This window comes from Pseudomonas sp. GV047 (assembly GCF_003058245.1).
Classification (GTDB): domain Bacteria; phylum Pseudomonadota; class Gammaproteobacteria; order Pseudomonadales; family Pseudomonadaceae; genus Aquipseudomonas; species Aquipseudomonas marginalis.
In genome coordinates, this window is sequence record NZ_QCWA01000003.1 from 420612 (window position 1) to 437465 (window position 16854).

Sequence of the window (16854 nt, forward strand, 5' to 3'; positions counted from 1 at the left end):
ATTAAATTTTTTTTGAAAACTTGCTTGACGACCCCCTGAAAAACCCGTTTAATGCGCCCCGTTGCCCAGATAGCTCAGTCGGTAGAGCAGGGGATTGAAAATCCCCGTGTCGGCGGTTCGATTCCGTCTCTGGGCACCACTAATTAGTTTCAGGTGGTGCAAAAACCACCCGAAAGCCCACAAGAAGCCCGCCCAGTGCGGGCTTTTTGTTGTCCGGGATTTATAGATGCCGCCTGGGGCGATCGAGCATCGCCCCAGGGGATTTCAGCTAGCTGCGATCCGACATCAATGTGAACACTGCCACCCGCTCCTGATCGGATATCTCAAAGCCGCGCTCTTCCACCCGATCCAGCCAGCCCTGGGCTGACAGCTGCTCGCCAAAGCGTACCAGGCGCCCGTAACGCTCGAAGACCGCCCTCAACACATTGATCATCGCCGGATAGCTGCAACCGCCATCAAAGCCAATGCTCAGCCTTCCGATTCGCGAGCGCTCAATTACGTAGCCACTGACGGGCCGCTTAAAGTCCTTTTTCGTCATATCCCTGTGCTTCCAATACGGCAAGTTCAAAAAACGGCACAGCCAATTTGACCGACCGGTCACTCGATCGGCAAACATACAGCAAGGTGCCAGGTCACTTCAGCAAAAACACCACCAGCGGGTTGTCGTTCAATCGCCCCTCTAGGCTCGGCTGCAGGCGATCCAGGGGCGTTCCCGGCAACAGCGCCGTTTCCTTGCGTGCCACGATCACCCAGGCAGGACGGGGCAAAGCATCCAGCCGTCCAACCTCGTTACCCGCGATAAACACGGGCTGCTCGTCGTGGTCCAGGTTCATCATGTAGCGCACGGCCCAGGTATCACGCCCCAGATTGAGAAACACCAAGGTACCCGGCTGCTTCACGCGAAGCGCCTCCACCTGCCCCACGAATCTCCGGGTATCGAACTGCAAATCCTTGGCCGGCTCCACGACAGCCACCAACACCAGCCATTGCGCCGCCAATGCAACGAGGCTGAGCCACACCAGTCGCTGCGGCCGTCGCCAGACACCCAGCGCCGCCACTTGCAGCACCAACAGGACAGCAATCAGTAGCGGCAACGAAACGTTAGGCCAGTAACCGTGCTTCTGCCACCCATGCCGACAGACAAACACGGCAACCACGCACAGCGCCGGCAGCGCCGCGACAAGCCACTCATAGCCCCTGCGCACGCCCGAGAGCCAGCCTTGCGCCTGAAGCAGCCCATAGGCCGCGACAGCCGCAAACATCGGCACCATGGGCAGGATGTAATAGGCACGCTTGAAATGCGGCACCGACAAGCCAAGCAGGATCATCAACCCACAGGCACCGAGCCGCACCACCAATTGCACCGGATCATCAAACCGCTGCGCCCAACGATGACGCAGCGCAACCAATGTGACCAACGCCAGCGGCACCACGGGGAAGTAACGGTACAGGCTCAGCTGGAAGTAGAAATAGAACGGCTCGCCGCTTTCATCAAGGCGCCCGCCCACTTGCATCTTGAACACTTCATCGGCAAACCCATCGCCGCCGCTGATGCGCGCCAGCTTCACCAACAGCCACCAACAGGCCGCCAGCAACACCAGGCCGACGATGCCGTGGATCAACACCTGCCTGACCCGTCGTCCAGGACTGCCCAGCGCCCAATACACGCACACCACGCCGCAGACTTCGATCAAGCCCAGCGGGCCGCGTATCGCGAAACCCAGGATGAACAGCGGGAACACCGCAAGTTGCCTGAGCCGTGAGCCCAGGCGCTCACCACTGTGCAGCAGGTAGAAACTGCCGACACACAGCAACGCCACCATCTGGTCCAGGCATACCGAGCGGGACTTCTCGAGCAATTGGGTGGTGAGCAACGTCAGCAGCACCGTGAGCAACGCCCACGGGCGACTCGCCGGGACCAGCAAGCGATAGATCAAGGCTACGACCCCGGCGGATGCAAGGGCAGTGGGCAGCACATTGGCCAAGTGGTTGGGCGCACCGAACAGCCGGGCAAATACGTAACTGAAGAAGGTCGCGGTACCAGGGTAGTCCGCATAAGGCTGCCCATAGGTGGTGGGGAAAAGACTCGCGCCATGGCGAAACATTTCCTGCAGGAACAGCGCCCAGCGCCCGTCAAAGCCCTGGGGTTGCTGGTCCCAGATACCCAGCGTGAACAGCAACAGCGCGAACAGGAAAATGCCCAGGGACTCCAGGCGGAAACGGTTGCAGTGATCCATGGGTTGGCCTGTCGGATAGGGAACGCCGACCTAGGGTGCCGAACGTATCCCTAATAGCACCTGAACAAACCTGAACATTCACGTTTCACCGACCTGCAGGCCACACCAGCCTCGGGATCAGGCGCACGTAGATCAACTCGCCCACCAACTCGACCAGGGTTTGCAGGATCACCGCCGTCGCCGCCACGCCGCGCACGCCTTCTGGCAACGCCAGGGCCAGCGGCAACACCACCAATGAGTTACGCGTCGATGCGCTGAACGTCACCGCCCGTGCCGTCGCCGCCGGCAGCGCGAACAGCCTCGCAGCCAACGCCCCGATCACCGGCGCCAGCAACAGGAACGCCACGTAGACCGGAATCACCGGCAGCAACAGGTTAATGTCGCGCACCACCGAAGTGATTTGCGAACCGATCACCACCACCAATACCAGCACCATCGCCGGCACCGGCAACCACGCCCAGGCGTCATTCCAGGCGCTGACGCCCGATGAGCGTCGTGCCAGGAATGCGGTGATCACCGCCAGCGCCATGGGCAGCACGATCAACAATAGGAACGCCTCGATAAACGGCCCCGCCTGCACCACCACCCCGGACTGCGCCCCCAGCATCAACCTCAGGTACATCGGCAACAGCAGCAACTGCAGCAACAACAGCACCGGCGTCGCCGCCAGCATCAAACGCGAGTCGCCTTTACCGATATGGGTAAACACCACCACATAGTCGATACACGGCGTCAGCAACACCAGCAATGCGCCCACCAGCAATGCCGGGCGCTCCACCAGGCCACGGGTCAACACCCACACCAGCAACGGCACGAGGATGAAATTGGCCAGCAGCAGCGCCGACAGAAAGCGCTTGTGACTCAAGCTCTGGCGCAGATCCAGAAAAGGGATTTGCAGGAACATCGCATACATCAACACCGCAATGGCGGGCGTGACCAGCACGCCGAGGCCATGGGCCAACGAAGGCGCGAGCAGGCCGAAAGCACCAGCCAGGAGGACAGCGGCGAAGTAGAGGGGGATCTGGTGGTGTTCGAGGGTGTCGCGGGTCATGAAAACGCTCTGGTGGATCGCAGAGGTGCAAGCCTATGCGTCTACTGGCGCGAGGTCGAGTGCAGCGGACCGGTCGCCTCTGAAGGATATTCTTGGCGTGTATGCAATACGGTCAGGATCTCGACCTGTTCCATAACGCGATAGACGACCAGATAGTTTGGATGAACAACCATTTCACGAGTGCCGGACAAGCGCCCTTGCCTGAATCCGTATGGCATTGACGACAAACCCTCAGCGGCCTCCACAATCGTACGGTGCAACGAAGCGGCGGAAGCGGCATTGTACTGCTCGATGTAATCAATAATTTCGGTCAAGGCGACGATAGCCTCAGGTCGCCATTTAACGAGCAGCACGACGAGCCTTGCGCCTCTCTTCCAGCATCCTCTCGACTTCGGCCATTGCCTCATCATGTGGAATGCTTGGGCGAGGATCATCAATGGAAGCCTGTACCTTGGCACGAAACCAACGGTCGTAGCTGGCAGCCTGCTCTTCAGTTTCAAACTCTGAAACGATGGGAGAACGTGGGATGCTCATGGAGACCTCCGGAATAGGTGCCTGCCAGTCTAATCTGTCCATGGTTTGCTGTCGTTTCTCTCGGATGTATGGCTTTCGCCGGGGCTCTGCACGCTTTGCGAGCGCCGAAGGTTAATGACCCAATCAAAGGGCAGACAAGTGCTGGCAAACTGGCTAACTGTTACTAAAAAATAATAATCCAGGCAGGGGCTTCGAAACGATGAATTTGAATGACGCCTCTTCAGTAGTAAAAATTGCAACTACACCCAGAAATAGCCAAAGCGAATCCTTCAAGGAATCCGCCGCAGACGGCCATCCCCTCGGCGGCTTCACCTGGCGCCACCCGCGCACCGACCGCGAACGCCCGGTCGTCATCATCAACGCCGCCACCTCCGTGCGTTGCCGCCACTACTCACGTTTCGCCGACTACCTGTTCGCCAACGGCTTTGACGTGATCACCTACGACTATCGCGGCATCGGCGAGTCCCGCAGCGGTTCGTTGCGTGGGTTCAAGGCGTCGTGGTCGGATTGGGGTACGCTGGATTTCGAAGCGATCCTGCTGCGGGCACAGCGGGAGTTTCCAGGCCAGCCGATTGATGTGGTCGGCCACAGTTTTGGTGGCTGTGCGGCAGGGCTGGGCGCATCCGGCGCGGTGATCCGGCGAATCGTGACCGTGGGCGCGCAGTTCGCCTACTGGCGCGATTACGCCGCCGCCGGGCGCTGGCAGATGTTTGCCAAATGGCATGTGGTCATGCCGGTGGTCACGGCATTCTGCGGGTATTTCCCCGGCAAGCGCCTGGGTTGGCTGGAGGATACGCCGGCAGGCGTGGTGCGCGACTGGAGCACGCCAACGCCCAGGTATGAGACGCGGCCCAGCGGGCGGGCCCTGGCGGACTTGCCATTCAGTCGCGTAAAGGCGCAGGTGCTGGCGATCAGCATCACCGATGACCCCTTCGGCACTGTGGCGGCGATTGAGCGGTTGCTGGGTTACTTCGACGGCAGCGAGCGCACCCATCTGCGCATCGCCCCGGAAGACATCGGCGAAAAACAGGTCGGACATTTCGCGTTCTTTCGCAGCGAGTATCAGGATCGGTTGTGGCCGATTGCATTGGCCTGGCTGCAACACGGTCAATTAACGGCGGATACCCTTGGGATTTCCCTCAACCTGCGCTTCAATACCCCACCCAGATCCTGACCCAAGGACGTGAGCCCATGGCCTCGCCGAACAAGCAGCAAAAACGTGCCCACCGGGCCAAGGCCAAGGCCAAGCAGAACCGCACCCAGCGCGCCGTCGCGAGCAAACCGGATGCGTTTGCCGGCGATGACGACCGCATTGACCTTGAGTCAGTGGATTTGACCGAGCTGTTCGTGGAGATGCGCACCGCCGGCGAGACCAGCCAGCAGGCCCTCTGCGCGGTATTCCTGGCCCACCCGCTGCTCGCCCTGGTGCTGGAGCAGGAAGGCGAAGAAGAAGCCACCGACTTTATCCTGGCGGCACTGATCGAGTATCGGCAGTGGGCCACCGACAGCGACGATGAAGCCGCCGCACTGGCGTGGATCGAATCGCCGCAGTTCCAGGCGGATTACGTCGCCGCATCCGAGGCCCTCACCAACTAAAACCAAATGTGGGAGGGGGCTTGCCCCCTCCCACATTTGAACTGCGGCGCAATCAAGCACCGCATTCCATCACATCAATTCAGCACCGCAGCGCCCACTCTCTGCGCCTTGCGACGGCTGGACACAATCAACCCCGCCGCCACTACCAGCAAGCTCAAGACCCCAGTCGCGATGATCTCGACCCGATGCGCTTCCTGGAACAGCATGATGGTCAATGTGCCGACGATGAATACCATCACCGCGTAAGTCAGGCCTGGGAACAGCCACATCTTGAAGACAATTTTCTCGCCCGCCGCCATGCGCTTCTGGCGCATGCGCAATTGCGACACCGCAATCACCAGGTACACCAGCAGCGCGATGGCGCCGGAGCTGGCCAGCAGGAATTCGAACACCGCTGCCGGCGCCACGTAGTTGGCAAATACCGCCAGGAACGCCGCGCCGGTGGACAGCAATACCGCCCAGTAAGGCGTGCCGCTCTTGTTGGTGCGCTTGGCCACGGCCGGTGCATCGCCGCGACGGCCCAGGGAGAACAGCATGCGCGAAGCGGTGTACAGCGCCGAGTTCAGGCAGCTGGTCACGGCAACCAGGACCACCAGGTCGACGATCAGCTTGGCGTTCGGGATACCCATGCGTTCCAGCACGGTCTGGTAGGAACCTACCGCCGCCAGGGTCGGATCATTCCAAGGCACCAGGGACACGACGATGAAGATCGACAACAGGTAGAACAAACCAATCCGCCAGATCACCGAGTTGGTGGCCTTGGTGATTTGCTGGCCTGGGTTCTTCGATTCAGCGGCGGCGATGGTGACGATCTCGGTGCCCATGAAGGAGAACATGGTGGTCAGGATCGCGGCCAATACCGCGCCCATGCCGTTGGGCATAAAGCCTTGGGTGTCAAAGAGGTGGGAAACGCCGCTGACCTGGCTGGTCGGCAGGAAGCCGAAAATTGCCGCCAGGCCGAGGATCACAAAGCCCACGATCGCCACGACCTTGATCAACGCGAACCAGAACTCAAACTCACCGTAGTTCTTCACGCTGAACAGGTTGGTCGCCGTCAGCAGCAACGTGATGACCAGCGTGAAGGCCCAGATGGCCACATCCGGGAACCAGGCGTGGAGAATGGTCGCGGCGGCGTTGGCTTCCAATGGAATCACCAGCACCCAGAACCACCAGTACAGCCAGCCGATGGTAAAGCCGGCCCAGTGACCGATCGCACGGTCGGCGTAGGTGGAGAACGAACCGGTGTCCGGCGACGCCACGGCCATTTCGGCCAGCATGCGCATCACCAAGACCACCAGCGTACCCGCTGCGGCATACGCCAGCAGGACCGCAGGGCCGGCGGCAGCAATCGCGTGGCCGGAGCCGACAAACAAACCGGCACCAATGACGCCGGCAATCGACAGCATGGTGACGTGACGCGGTTTGAGCCCCTGTTCGAGGTCATTGGAGCTTTGCGTACTACTCATTGACACACCTTTGCGAGGAATTGCGAAAACGGTCCGCCCGGCCTGGGCTCTTCCTCGTGAAAAGAAACCAACAGGGCGTTCTTTATTTTTTACGCAAGATTTGCGCCAAAATGTTACAAAACCGCGATTGACGCGGCCTGCAGGACGATTCACCAGTCATCGCAAGTCATTGAGAACAATGGCATTCCGCTATAGCGTTACCGTGCGACTCACTTTCAAGACGAACAAGTGCACCAAAACCACACACGAAAAGTAAGCAGCGCGCCATAAAAGGGCCGATAGCTACCGTTTGCCCGTTTAACCCTTCCAACACCCGGCCAAAGCTGGCACCATCGCGCCCTTTTTCACGCGAAGCCTGCGGATTCACGGGTTAAAACGGTTGTTCGGTTGTTGATGGCGCGACACCCTGCTGTGCCGATGCGACACCCTGCCGCACACCGCCCGTTTACCGCCCGCCGCGCTGTTGGCCGCCATCAGGACGCTATGCTAGCTTGGCGCCTCGCCAGGAAGGCGGCCCAACAGCGAAGATCGCAATGAACACAATGAGGACCCCACATGGCCGAGGCCACGCCCGCGCTTGAAATCCGCAACTTGCATAAACGCTATGGTGAGCTGGAGGTACTCAAAGGTATCTCGCTGACCGCTCGCGACGGCGATGTGATCTCGATCCTGGGTTCCTCCGGTTCCGGCAAGTCCACGTTCCTGCGCTGCATCAACCTGCTGGAAAACCCGCACCAGGGCCAGATCCTCGTGGCCGGCGAAGAACTCAAGCTCAAGGCCGCGAAAAACGGCGAGCTGCAGGCCGCCGACGGCAAGCAGATCAACCGCCTGCGCAGCGAAATCGGTTTTGTGTTTCAAAACTTTAACCTGTGGCCGCACATGAGCATCCTCGACAACATCATCGAGGCCCCTCGCCGTGTGCTCGGCCAGAGCAAGGCCGAGGCCATAGAAGTGGCCGAAGCCCTGCTGGACAAGGTCGGTATCGCCGACAAGCGCCATGCCTACCCCGCGCAATTGTCCGGCGGCCAGCAACAACGGGCCGCCATCGCGCGCACCCTGGCGATGCAGCCCAAGGTCATCCTGTTCGACGAACCCACTTCAGCCCTTGACCCGGAAATGGTCCAGGAAGTACTTAATGTGATCCGCGCGCTGGCCGAAGAAGGCCGCACCATGCTGCTGGTCACTCACGAAATGGGCTTCGCCCGTCAGGTGTCCAGTGAAGTGGTGTTCCTCCACCAGGGCCTGATCGAAGAGCAAGGATCGCCACAGCAGGTGTTTGAAAACCCGCTTTCGGCGCGCTGCAAACAATTCATGTCCAGCAACCGCTAACGGAGCAACATGCATGCAGAACTATAAAAAATTCCTTCTGGCCGCGGCCGTCTCGATGGCGTTCAGCGCCACGGCCATGGCAGAAACCTTGACCATGGGGATCGAAGCGGCCTACCCGCCGTTCAACAATAAAGACGCCAGCGGCCAAGTGGTCGGCTTCGACAAAGACATCGGCGACGCCCTGTGCGCCAAGATGAAAGTCGAGAAGTGCGACGTGTACGTGTCCGACTGGGACGGCATCATCCCGGCCCTGAATGCCAAGAAATTCGACTTCCTGGTGTCCTCGCTGTCGATCACCGACGAGCGCAAGCAAGCCGTCGACTTCACCGACCCGTACTACTCCAACAAGCTGCAGTTCATCGCGCCCAAAGCCACCGCAGACTTCAAGACCGACGCCGCCTACCTGAAGGGCAAGGTCATCGGCGCCCAACGCGCGACGCTGGCCGGTACCTACCTGGAAGACGAGCTGCCTGACACCGAAGCCAAGCTCTACGACACCCAGGAAAACGCCTACCTTGACCTGACGTCCGGCCGCCTCGACGGGATCCTCGCCGACAAGTACGTGCAGTACGAATGGCTCAAGAGCAAAGACGGTTCGGCCTACGAGTTCAAGGGCGACCCGGTTGTCGAGAGCGACAAGATCGGTATCGCCGTACGCAAGGGCGACCCGCTGCGCGAGCGCCTGAACAAAGCCCTGGCAGAGATCAAGGCAGACGGCACCTACAAGAAGATCAACGACAAGTACTTCCCGTTCAGCATCGAATGACCTGAACGGCCTGCCCGGCGCGCTCACTTGAGCGCGCCGGCTTTCAGCAATGCCTGCCGCGATATGAAGACACCATGAATTTCGATCTCTACGGATTCGGCCCGGCGCTCGCTGCCGGCGCGCTGATGACCGTCAAACTGGCCCTCACGGCGTTATGCCTGGGGCTGGTACTCGGCCTCGCCGGTGCCCTGGCCAAGACTTCCCCGTACAAGCCGTTGCAATGGCTGGGCGGTACTTACTCGACAATCGTTCGCGGTGTGCCGGAGCTGCTGTGGGTGCTGCTGATTTACTTCGGCACGATCAACGCCATGCGCTCACTGGGTGAGCTGCTCGACATTCCCGACCTGTCCCTCAGCGCCTTTGCCGCAGGCGTGATCGCCCTGGGCCTGTGTTTCGGCGCCTACGCCACGGAAGTGCTGCGTGGAGCGATCATCTCCATTCCCAAGGGCCACCGCGAAGCGGGTGTGGCGCTGGGCCTGTCGAAGTTTCGTATCTTTACCCGGTTGATCATGCCGCAGATGTGGCGCATCGCCCTGCCGGGCCTGGGCAATCTGTTCCTGATCCTGATGAAAGATACCGCGCTGGTCACGGTCATCGGCCTCGAAGAAATCATGCGCCATGCGCAGATCGCCGTGACCGTCACCAAACAGCCTTTCACCTTCTATATGGTCGCCGCGTTCATCTACCTGGGCCTGACGTCGCTGTCGATGGTGGCCATGCACTTCCTGGAACAACGCGCCGCCCGCGGCTTCGTGAGGACGACGTAATGGAATGGGAAGTCATCATCAAGTGGCTGCCGAAGTTTATCCAGGGCGCCATCCTGACCCTGGAGCTGGTGAGCATCGCTGTGATCCTCGGCCTGATCCTGGCCATCCCCCTGGGTATCGCGCGCTCGTCCAGGCACCTGTCTGTGCGCGCCCTGCCTTACGCTTATATCTTTTTCTTTCGCGGCACGCCGCTGCTGGTGCAGTTGTTCCTGGTCTATTACGGCCTGGCCCAATTCGACAGCATCCGCTCAAGTTTCATGTGGAAGTACCTGCGCGATCCGTTCTGGTGTGCCACCGCCACCATGACGCTGCACACCGCCGCGTACATCGCCGAGATCCTGCGGGGTGCCATCCAGGCCATTCCGCCTGGGGAAATCGAAGCCGCCCGTGCGCTGGGCATGTCCAGGCCCAAGACGCTGTTCTACATCATCCTGCCCCGGGCCGCGCGCATCGGGCTGCCGGCCTACAGCAACGAAGTGATCCTGATGCTCAAGGCCAGCTCGCTGGCGAGCACCGTGACCCTGCTGGAGCTGACCGGCATGGCCAGGACGATCATCGCGCGCAACTACCTGACGGTGGAGATGTTCTTCACCGCCGGCGTGTTCTACCTATTGATCTCCTTCCTGCTGGTACGCGGCTTCAAACTGCTGGAACGCTGGCTGCGCGTCGATGCCTGCCAGGGACGTTGAAGCCCGCTTCAAGGCGCTGGATGCGTTTCTGATCGAGCACCAAGGGCTGTGGCGACCACGGCCCTTTGTGCATCGGCAACTGCCTTGGGAAACCGAGCATCCGCAACTGGCCCGATGGCTGCGGCAACGCTCGTTGTCCGACGCGGAAACCAGCCATAACCATCCCCACACCCTACCGGCGCCGGCGCCTTTTCCCTCATTGGCCCGCGAAGCCCTGCGCCTCAGTGCTGTGGATAAGTTACCGAAGCAGCCCCTGCAACCCGCGGCGCGCCGCCTGAATGTCGACGTACCCGGGCGCAAGTGGCAGCAAATCGAAGCCTTCGGCGCCGCGCTGCAGTTTGCGCAAACACCCCGGCATTGGCTGGACTGGTGCGCCGGCAAGGGCCACCTCGGCCGCCGCCTGCTGCACACCGGCCAGCAACTGACCTGCCTGGAATACGACCCGGCGCTGATCGCGGCAGGCCAGGCCTTGAGCGACCACCACGGCCTGCCCGTCACCCATCGCCTGCAAGATGTCATGGCAGACGTGGCCCTTGACCCCGAGCACACCCCCGTCGCCCTGCATGCCTGCGGCGACCTGCATGTGCGCCTGCTGCAACTGGCCAGTGCCGCCGGCTGCAAGCAACTGGCCGTAGCGCCGTGCTGCTACAACCGCATCCACGCGAGCGCCTACCAACCGCTGTCCGAAGCGGGCCGTGCTTCCACCTTGCAGCTGTCGGTCGACGACCTTGGCCTGCCCCTCAGCGAAACCGTTACGGCCGGCAAACGCGTGCGCCTGCAACGGGACATCTCCATGGCCCGCCGCCTGGGCTTCGATCAGTTACAACGCCAATTACGCCACTGCGACGAGTACCTGCCCACACCGTCCCTGCCCGCCGGTTGGCTGGACAAACCCTTCGCCGACTACTGCCAGGCGTTGGCCAGCCTCAAAGGGTTATCCACAGGTGAACAGGATTGGACGGCGCTGGAGGCGCACGGCTGGCAACGGTTGGCCGAGGTCAGGAACCTGGAGTTGCTGCGTGGGCTGTTTCGGCGCTCACTTGAGCTGTGGCTGGTCCTGGATCGGGCACTGTTTCTGGCCGAACGTGGCTACAGGGTCGAGGTGGGCACCTTTTGCGAAACCGCACTGACACCACGCAACTTGATGGTGCTTGCCGAGCGCGATTAAGGGGCAGAATTGTCGCACCCCAGCCTGTGGATAACTCTGTTGATGGAATCGTTACAAGGCCTGTGGTCATCTGCGCTACAGGCAAAAAGCCACGTTGTTCATTTTTTGTTCACAGAATAAAACGCACGTAAAACAGGCAGTTGCGGGGTGATGAGAATGGCTCCACAACCTGATCATTTCGCGACAGCCCAAACAACCAACTGTGCATAAGCATCTGGCGTCAAGGACATAAACCGGCATTTACAGTTGCTTTTTGCGGGCAATCAGCAGGCGGCAAAGCTCATTGATATCGTCACCGGCCAGGCTCAACGCCTGGCTGTCCAGCGGGTCGGCACCGAACGTCAGGGCTTCGCTGATCCCTACGTCGTGATGCACCTCAAACGGCTCTTTCGTCCCCAGGCGCTGCCGGAATGCCTCAACCATATCCAGGCTGAAGGCGCTGTCCTCATCCAACTGGTTAAGCACGTAGTGAACGTGCGGCGCCCGGTCGCGCCCAAGGTGCGGCGCCAGCAGCCCATCGAGTTGGTCCAGGGTTCCCAGGGACGCCGCGTCGGCCTGGGCGATCACCAGCACCACATCCGCCACGCTCACGGCTTGGTGGAAATAGACGCTGTTACCGGCGGGGGTATCGAGGATCACCGTGTGGCGGGCGTCCAGGCCCAAGGCGTGCAGCCGCTGCGCCAGCCAGTACGGTTCATGTTTCAGCCAGCGCTGCAGGGTGTCCTGCTGCTGGATATCGGTGTCGCCAAAGGTAATGACGCGGCTGCCGACAAAACCAGGCTGCTGGATGTGTTTCCAATGCGCATTCTGCAGGCTGGCGAGGCCGATGCCCGGTGAGGTCGGAGCGACACCGAAGTGACGGCGCAAGGCGTTTTGCGGGTCCAGGTCCACCGCCACCACCGATTCGCCCAGGCGCTGCAAACCACTGCTCAACAGGGTGGCCAGGGTGCTGCGCCCCACGCCTCCGTTGACCGACACCAGCGCCACCACGCAAGGGCGCCGCTCGGCCTTCTCCATCAGCGCGGACTGTACAGTGGAATCCTGAGGGGGAAAGGGGGTGCCATCCTCCACGGGAATGCTGCCAAAAAAGTGCAGTCGCGAATTCAGGCCACGGGGGTCACGGCTGACATCTTTGCCAAGCAGAGCAAGAAGACCGTCGGTAAAGCTCATAGCGCACCCTCCTCACGGCGAAGCTTAAAGACGTGAAAAGGTCAGCTGATACGACTGCTTACCGCAGGTCTTCTTATGGTCGCCCTTGTACAGGCAGTCTGCTTCAAGCGCACAAAAGTGTCATTATTTTGATGGATAAGCCGTCTATTTTTTAGATAAACGGCAAGGCGTCAAATTACCGACCAATACTGATCGTGTCGTAGGGAGTCTGCAGATCCCGCTCTGGAATTTCCCAAATCAACAACTTCGGCGGGGTTTGCTTGAACGCCGGGCTGTCGAAGTACGCCTTGGCTGCGCCGGAGAACTCGCCGCCGTCCTTGCTGAAATTGCCCACGGGAGCGTTCAGGGCTTTCTGCAGGAAGCCGACAAAGTTGGAATTGCGCGAGAACGAAGTCCCGATCAGTGCCACATTGGGCAACCCGGCGTCGCCGAACAGGTCATCAGTGTTGCTGGTGGCGCCACCCGCTTCGTGGGCGGAGCTGGCCGCGACCGATTCCCCCGGGGGCTGCAACTTCGGCGGTAACCAGTCGAGACCGGCCAGGCGCACCAGATCACCGGGGCGCACGGCAAGCGGTGCCTGGGTGATCTCAAAGGTTTGCTCGGGCGTAGCCTTGATCTCACGTTGCTGGATGCGTTTTGCCAGCGCCTGGGCGCCGGCGTTGGAGCCGATTTCGCTCCAGTGGGTGTCGGTGCGCAGGTATGCCTCGGGCCCGAGGGGTCTTAAGGTATCGGTGAGGTCCAGCGCGGACACGCCAGCGGCCTGCAAAGTGGCCGTCCAGTCCTGAATCCGGCTGTTGAGCACTGCCGGTCGGTACACGCCACACAGCTGGGCAACCGCAATGCGGCTCTTGTCCGGTACCACCACCACTTGCAGCTCGATACCTTTTTCACCCAGTTGCCGCTGCAGGTCGATCACGGCCTGGGCCTTGGCCTGTGCGTTGGCTTGGGCGTGGCGGTTGATGCGCAGTTCATCGCTGATAAACAGCCAGCCCGGGCAACCCGGCCGCACGCGTGGGCCGGTGTCGCCGAACGCCAGCCAGCTTGCGCCACGTTCCAGGTTGGCCGCCTGGATCGCCATCGGCGCCTTGGCCAGTTCCTTGGCGAAACGGTGGGTCAACTCACCGTGCAGCAGCATGTCGCTGTCGACCTTGGCAGGCAAGAAGCTGATCGGCCCCTTCACCATCAGCCAGGCGCAGGACAGCAGCCCCGCCGCCAGGAAGGGCACCAGCACCCAGGCCGCCAGGGGGCTGGTGCGAACAGCCAAGTCGCTCGGAGGAGTCGGCGCGGTAGGAGCGGGCATGGTCGGGCGTCCTTAGAACTGAAAGTACAGAAACGGTACGGCGTCGCGGCTGGCGATCAGCGCGAACGACAACACAAACCCGGCCACCGGCCACAACGAAGCGGCCACCACAAACCAGGGCTGGGTACCGAAACGCTGCTCGCAACGCACCTGCCAGATCGGCGCAATGATGCACACCAGGCCCAGCAACGCCGCCATGCCGTGGGCCGGGCGCATGGCCACGGCCATGGCGTCACCCAAGGCCACGCCATGCATACCGAACTGGCCGGCGTACATGGTCAGCGCCGAATGGAAGTCCGGCGCGCGGAACAAGGTCCAGGCCAGGCACACAAACAGCAACGTCAGGATGTGCGACAGCACCGGCGGAATACGCGGCAGGCTCGACCGCGACCAGGCGCGATCCACACACAGCGCGATACCGTGCGCCGCCCCCCACAACAGGTAGTTCCAACTGTCGCCGCCGTGCCACAACCCGGCGATCGCCATGGTCAGGAACAGGTTGCGATAAGTGCGCCACACGCCGTCACGGTTACCGCCCAGGGCGATATACAGGTAGTCGCGCAACCAGCTGGACAACGACAAGTGCCAACGACGCCAGAAGTCCTGGATGCTGCTGGCCAGGTACGGGCGGTTGAAGTTTTCCGGGAAGTGAAAGCCCAGCATCAGGCCCAGGCCGATGGCCATGGCGCTGTAGCCGGCGAAGTCGAAGAACAGTTGCAGCGAATAGGCCAGGCAACCGATCCACGCATCCACCAGGCTCGGGTTTTCCAGGTGGAAGGCAATGTCCACCAACGGCGACAAGGTGTCCGCCACCAGCACTTTCATGCCCATGCCGATCATGAAGCGCCGCGCACCGAGGGAGAAATTCGGCCAGTTGAAATAACGCTGGTTCAGCTCCCGGCGAACCCAGTCATAACGGATGATCGGGCCTGCAATCGAGTGGCCGAACATCGAAATGTACGTGGCGTAATTGATGAAGCTGCGTTCCACCGGCACCGTATGACGGTGCACGTCCACCAGGTAGGAAATCGCCTGCAGCACGATAAATGACAAGCCGGCCGGCAAGGCCACGCGCTGCCAATCCAGCGGCATGGCGCCGTACCAGGTGATCACCTCGCTCACGGTACCGGCGACGATGTTGGCGTACTTGTACCAACACAGCACCGCCGTGTTGAACACAATCAACGCGATCAACAGGCGCACCCGGCCTTTGCCGTCCTCACGGGAACGGTCCACCAGCAGGCCGCCGACCCATGCCACCACGGTCAACACCATGTGCAGGAACAGGAACAACGGGCTCAGCCAGCCGTAGAACAACCAGCTGCCGATCAACAGGATGACGTTGCGCCAGCTCGGACGAGCCAGGGCATAGATCAACAGGAAGGCCGGCAGGAACAGCGTGAGGAATTCGAGTGAGGCAAAGACCATGGTGGTGTCGGGCCCGATCAGTTAGCGAGTGCGTCGGAAGCGAACAGCAACTTCGAACCTGCAGCCGAAGGGACGGCCAGCACGCTATAGCGCTCACCCGCCTTGAGGGTGAACGTCAGCGGCTGGCCCACCGGAGCACCGGCGCACTTGAGCTGCACCGACAATTCCAGCGGGTTGATCATGCGGCGTTGCAACGAACCTTCGGCCACCTTCTTGAACAGCTCGGCCTTTTGGGCCACGGCTTCCAGGCTGGCGTCGGCGCAGGCGGCATCGGCGTTGATAAAGGCCAGGGAAGCCTTGAGCGCGTTGAAGTCGTCCGGTTGCTCACGCACCACCAACTGGCGCGTGGCGCCCTGGGCGTCGACCAACGCGACCACGGTGGCGAATTCGCCGGGGGCCACGGTCACCGACAGGTCGACGTTTTTGCCGTCGCGGCTCAACACGCCCTTGATCGGCTTGTCACCCCCCACCACCGGCAGGAAGGCCGACACGGCTTTATCCCCGCTCAACACCAGGCTGGCCTTGGAACCGTCCGCCACCAGCCTCAACTCACCGGGAGTGCCGTTGGCAAAACGCAGGAACGCTGCGTCTTGCTCCGGGCCGGTGGGGTACAACGGGATGTCGGCGCTGTAGGCGCTGACACTGGCGAGCAAGGTCGCCAGGCCCAGGGTCATGCGTTTCATTATTTGCTTCCTTTACCGTAGGCTGATGGCGGCAGGTCGCCCAGGGCCGTACCAATGGCCTTGGCCCATTTCTGGTAGCCGTCGATGGTGAAGTGCTGGCCGTCAGTGGTGATCCACTCGCCCGGCTTGGAGAAGGTCAGCGAATCGATGTAGGTGCACGGCGCCACGTTACTGGCCAGGAAGGCCGACATCAGCTTGGTGCGGGTGTCGTCCTTCTTGTACTGGGAACCGACCTTGCCCCACGGCGGACCGACCCACACGCACTTGGTGCCGGTGTCGGTGATCGCCTTGGTCAGCGAGGTCACGCTTTTCCAGGCCCAGGCCTTGGGGAACACCGGGTTGGTGTACGAGCCCATGGTGTCGCCGATGATCAGCACGACAACGTCGGGTTTGTCCTTGGCGATCAGTTCCTGGATCGGCGTGGTGCTCATGGCGTTCTTGCCGTAGATCACCGCTTTGCCGGTGGGCAGGCGCTCGCCGCCACACTCGACTTTTTTCGGTACGACCCAATCCGCCGCACCAGCACCGCAGGCACCGATGGAATGAACCACCGCGCCTTGCTTGGTCAGGTTGTCTTGCAGCGGGTTGAGCAACGAATCGGGAAAGCTCATATGACTTTCGCCCAGTACCAGCATGGTTAGGCCGGCAATCGCAGAAACAGGCATGAATG

General features: G+C 61.3%; 18 protein-coding genes and 1 tRNA gene. 8 read left to right on the forward strand and 11 right to left on the reverse strand.

The window, feature by feature from the left end:
• Positions 1–63: 63 nt before the first annotated feature.
• Positions 64–139: transfer RNA gene (locus C8K58_RS10260), tRNA-Phe, on the forward strand.
• A gap of 129 nt (positions 140–268) precedes the next feature.
• Here the strand turns inward: C8K58_RS10260 and C8K58_RS10265 are convergent.
• The 5 genes from C8K58_RS10265 to C8K58_RS10285 form a co-directional block, all read right to left on the reverse strand.
• A complete protein-coding gene (locus C8K58_RS10265) occupies positions 269–538 on the reverse strand; it encodes a hypothetical protein (protein WP_027605084.1) in 270 nt (89 codons plus the stop codon).
• A 94-nt stretch (positions 539–632) separates the two neighbouring features.
• A complete protein-coding gene (locus C8K58_RS10270; protein WP_027605085.1) occupies positions 633–2237 on the reverse strand; it encodes a glycosyltransferase family 39 protein in 1605 nt (534 codons plus the stop codon).
• Positions 2238–2322: 85 nt separating this feature from the next.
• Positions 2323–3288: an arsenic resistance protein gene (locus C8K58_RS10275; protein WP_027605086.1), complete on the reverse strand. Its 966-nt coding sequence runs from the start codon at positions 3286–3288 to the stop codon at positions 2323–2325.
• A 41-nt stretch (positions 3289–3329) separates the two neighbouring features.
• Positions 3330–3638, reverse strand: a complete 309-nt coding sequence (locus C8K58_RS10280; protein WP_051429336.1) for a type II toxin-antitoxin system RelE/ParE family toxin — start codon at positions 3636–3638, stop codon at positions 3330–3332.
• Positions 3628–3822 carry a stability determinant gene (locus C8K58_RS10285; protein WP_081744416.1) on the reverse strand — a complete coding sequence of 65 codons (195 nt, stop codon included), beginning with the start codon at positions 3820–3822 and terminating at the stop codon, positions 3628–3630. The genes C8K58_RS10280 and C8K58_RS10285 overlap by 11 nt, the downstream gene beginning before the upstream one ends.
• Before the next feature lie 199 nt (positions 3823–4021).
• Here C8K58_RS10285 and C8K58_RS10290 point away from each other — a divergent pair, with 199 nt between their 5' ends.
• Positions 4022–4996: an alpha/beta fold hydrolase gene (locus C8K58_RS10290; protein ID WP_027605087.1), complete on the forward strand. Its 975-nt coding sequence runs from the start codon at positions 4022–4024 to the stop codon at positions 4994–4996.
• Positions 4997–5013: 17 nt separating this feature from the next.
• On the forward strand, positions 5014–5418 hold the full coding sequence (locus C8K58_RS10295; RefSeq protein WP_027605088.1) for a hypothetical protein: 405 nt from the start codon (positions 5014–5016) through the stop codon (positions 5416–5418).
• A 74-nt stretch (positions 5419–5492) separates the two neighbouring features.
• Here C8K58_RS10295 and gabP read toward each other — a convergent pair whose 3' ends face one another.
• Positions 5493–6884 carry a GABA permease gene (gene gabP / locus C8K58_RS10300; RefSeq protein WP_027605089.1) on the reverse strand — a complete coding sequence of 464 codons (1392 nt, stop codon included), beginning with the start codon at positions 6882–6884 and terminating at the stop codon, positions 5493–5495.
• A gap of 555 nt (positions 6885–7439) precedes the next feature.
• Between gabP and C8K58_RS10305 the strand changes: the two genes are divergently transcribed.
• From C8K58_RS10305 to C8K58_RS10325, 5 genes are all read left to right on the forward strand, one after another.
• Positions 7440–8213, forward strand: coding sequence for an ABC transporter ATP-binding protein (locus C8K58_RS10305; RefSeq protein WP_027605090.1), 774 nt, complete (start codon positions 7440–7442; stop codon positions 8211–8213).
• 13 nt (positions 8214–8226) lie between these two features.
• Complete coding sequence (locus tag C8K58_RS10310; protein WP_027605091.1) at positions 8227–8979, forward strand: ABC transporter substrate-binding protein; 753 nt, start codon at positions 8227–8229, stop codon at positions 8977–8979.
• 74 nt (positions 8980–9053) lie between these two features.
• The gene (locus C8K58_RS10315; RefSeq protein WP_027605092.1) at positions 9054–9746 is read left to right on the forward strand and encodes an ABC transporter permease; all 693 of its coding nucleotides are present in this window, start codon (positions 9054–9056) and stop codon (positions 9744–9746) included.
• The gene (locus C8K58_RS10320) at positions 9746–10435 is read left to right on the forward strand and encodes an ABC transporter permease (protein ID WP_027605093.1); all 690 of its coding nucleotides are present in this window, start codon (positions 9746–9748) and stop codon (positions 10433–10435) included. The genes C8K58_RS10315 and C8K58_RS10320 overlap by 1 nt, the downstream gene beginning before the upstream one ends.
• Positions 10416–11603 carry a methyltransferase gene (locus tag C8K58_RS10325; protein WP_108573677.1) on the forward strand — a complete coding sequence of 396 codons (1188 nt, stop codon included), beginning with the start codon at positions 10416–10418 and terminating at the stop codon, positions 11601–11603. The genes C8K58_RS10320 and C8K58_RS10325 overlap by 20 nt, the downstream gene beginning before the upstream one ends.
• A 240-nt stretch (positions 11604–11843) precedes the next feature.
• On the opposite strand, the gene bcsQ is transcribed toward C8K58_RS10325, so the two are convergent.
• The 5 genes from bcsQ to C8K58_RS10350 form a co-directional block, all read right to left on the reverse strand.
• Positions 11844–12773 carry a cellulose biosynthesis protein BcsQ gene (bcsQ, locus tag C8K58_RS10330; protein ID WP_108573678.1) on the reverse strand — a complete coding sequence of 310 codons (930 nt, stop codon included), beginning with the start codon at positions 12771–12773 and terminating at the stop codon, positions 11844–11846.
• Between the two features lie 175 nt (positions 12774–12948).
• The gene (locus tag C8K58_RS10335; protein ID WP_108573679.1) at positions 12949–14073 is read right to left on the reverse strand and encodes a cell division protein FtsQ; all 1125 of its coding nucleotides are present in this window, start codon (positions 14071–14073) and stop codon (positions 12949–12951) included.
• A gap of 12 nt (positions 14074–14085) precedes the next feature.
• Positions 14086–15501, reverse strand: a complete 1416-nt coding sequence (locus C8K58_RS10340; RefSeq protein WP_027605097.1) for an MBOAT family protein — start codon at positions 15499–15501, stop codon at positions 14086–14088.
• A gap of 17 nt (positions 15502–15518) precedes the next feature.
• Positions 15519–16184 carry a DUF4397 domain-containing protein gene (locus C8K58_RS10345; RefSeq protein WP_027605098.1) on the reverse strand — a complete coding sequence of 222 codons (666 nt, stop codon included), beginning with the start codon at positions 16182–16184 and terminating at the stop codon, positions 15519–15521.
• Positions 16184–16849: an SGNH/GDSL hydrolase family protein gene (locus tag C8K58_RS10350; protein ID WP_027605099.1), complete on the reverse strand. Its 666-nt coding sequence runs from the start codon at positions 16847–16849 to the stop codon at positions 16184–16186. The genes C8K58_RS10345 and C8K58_RS10350 overlap by 1 nt, the downstream gene beginning before the upstream one ends.
• Positions 16850–16854 lie beyond the last annotated feature (5 nt).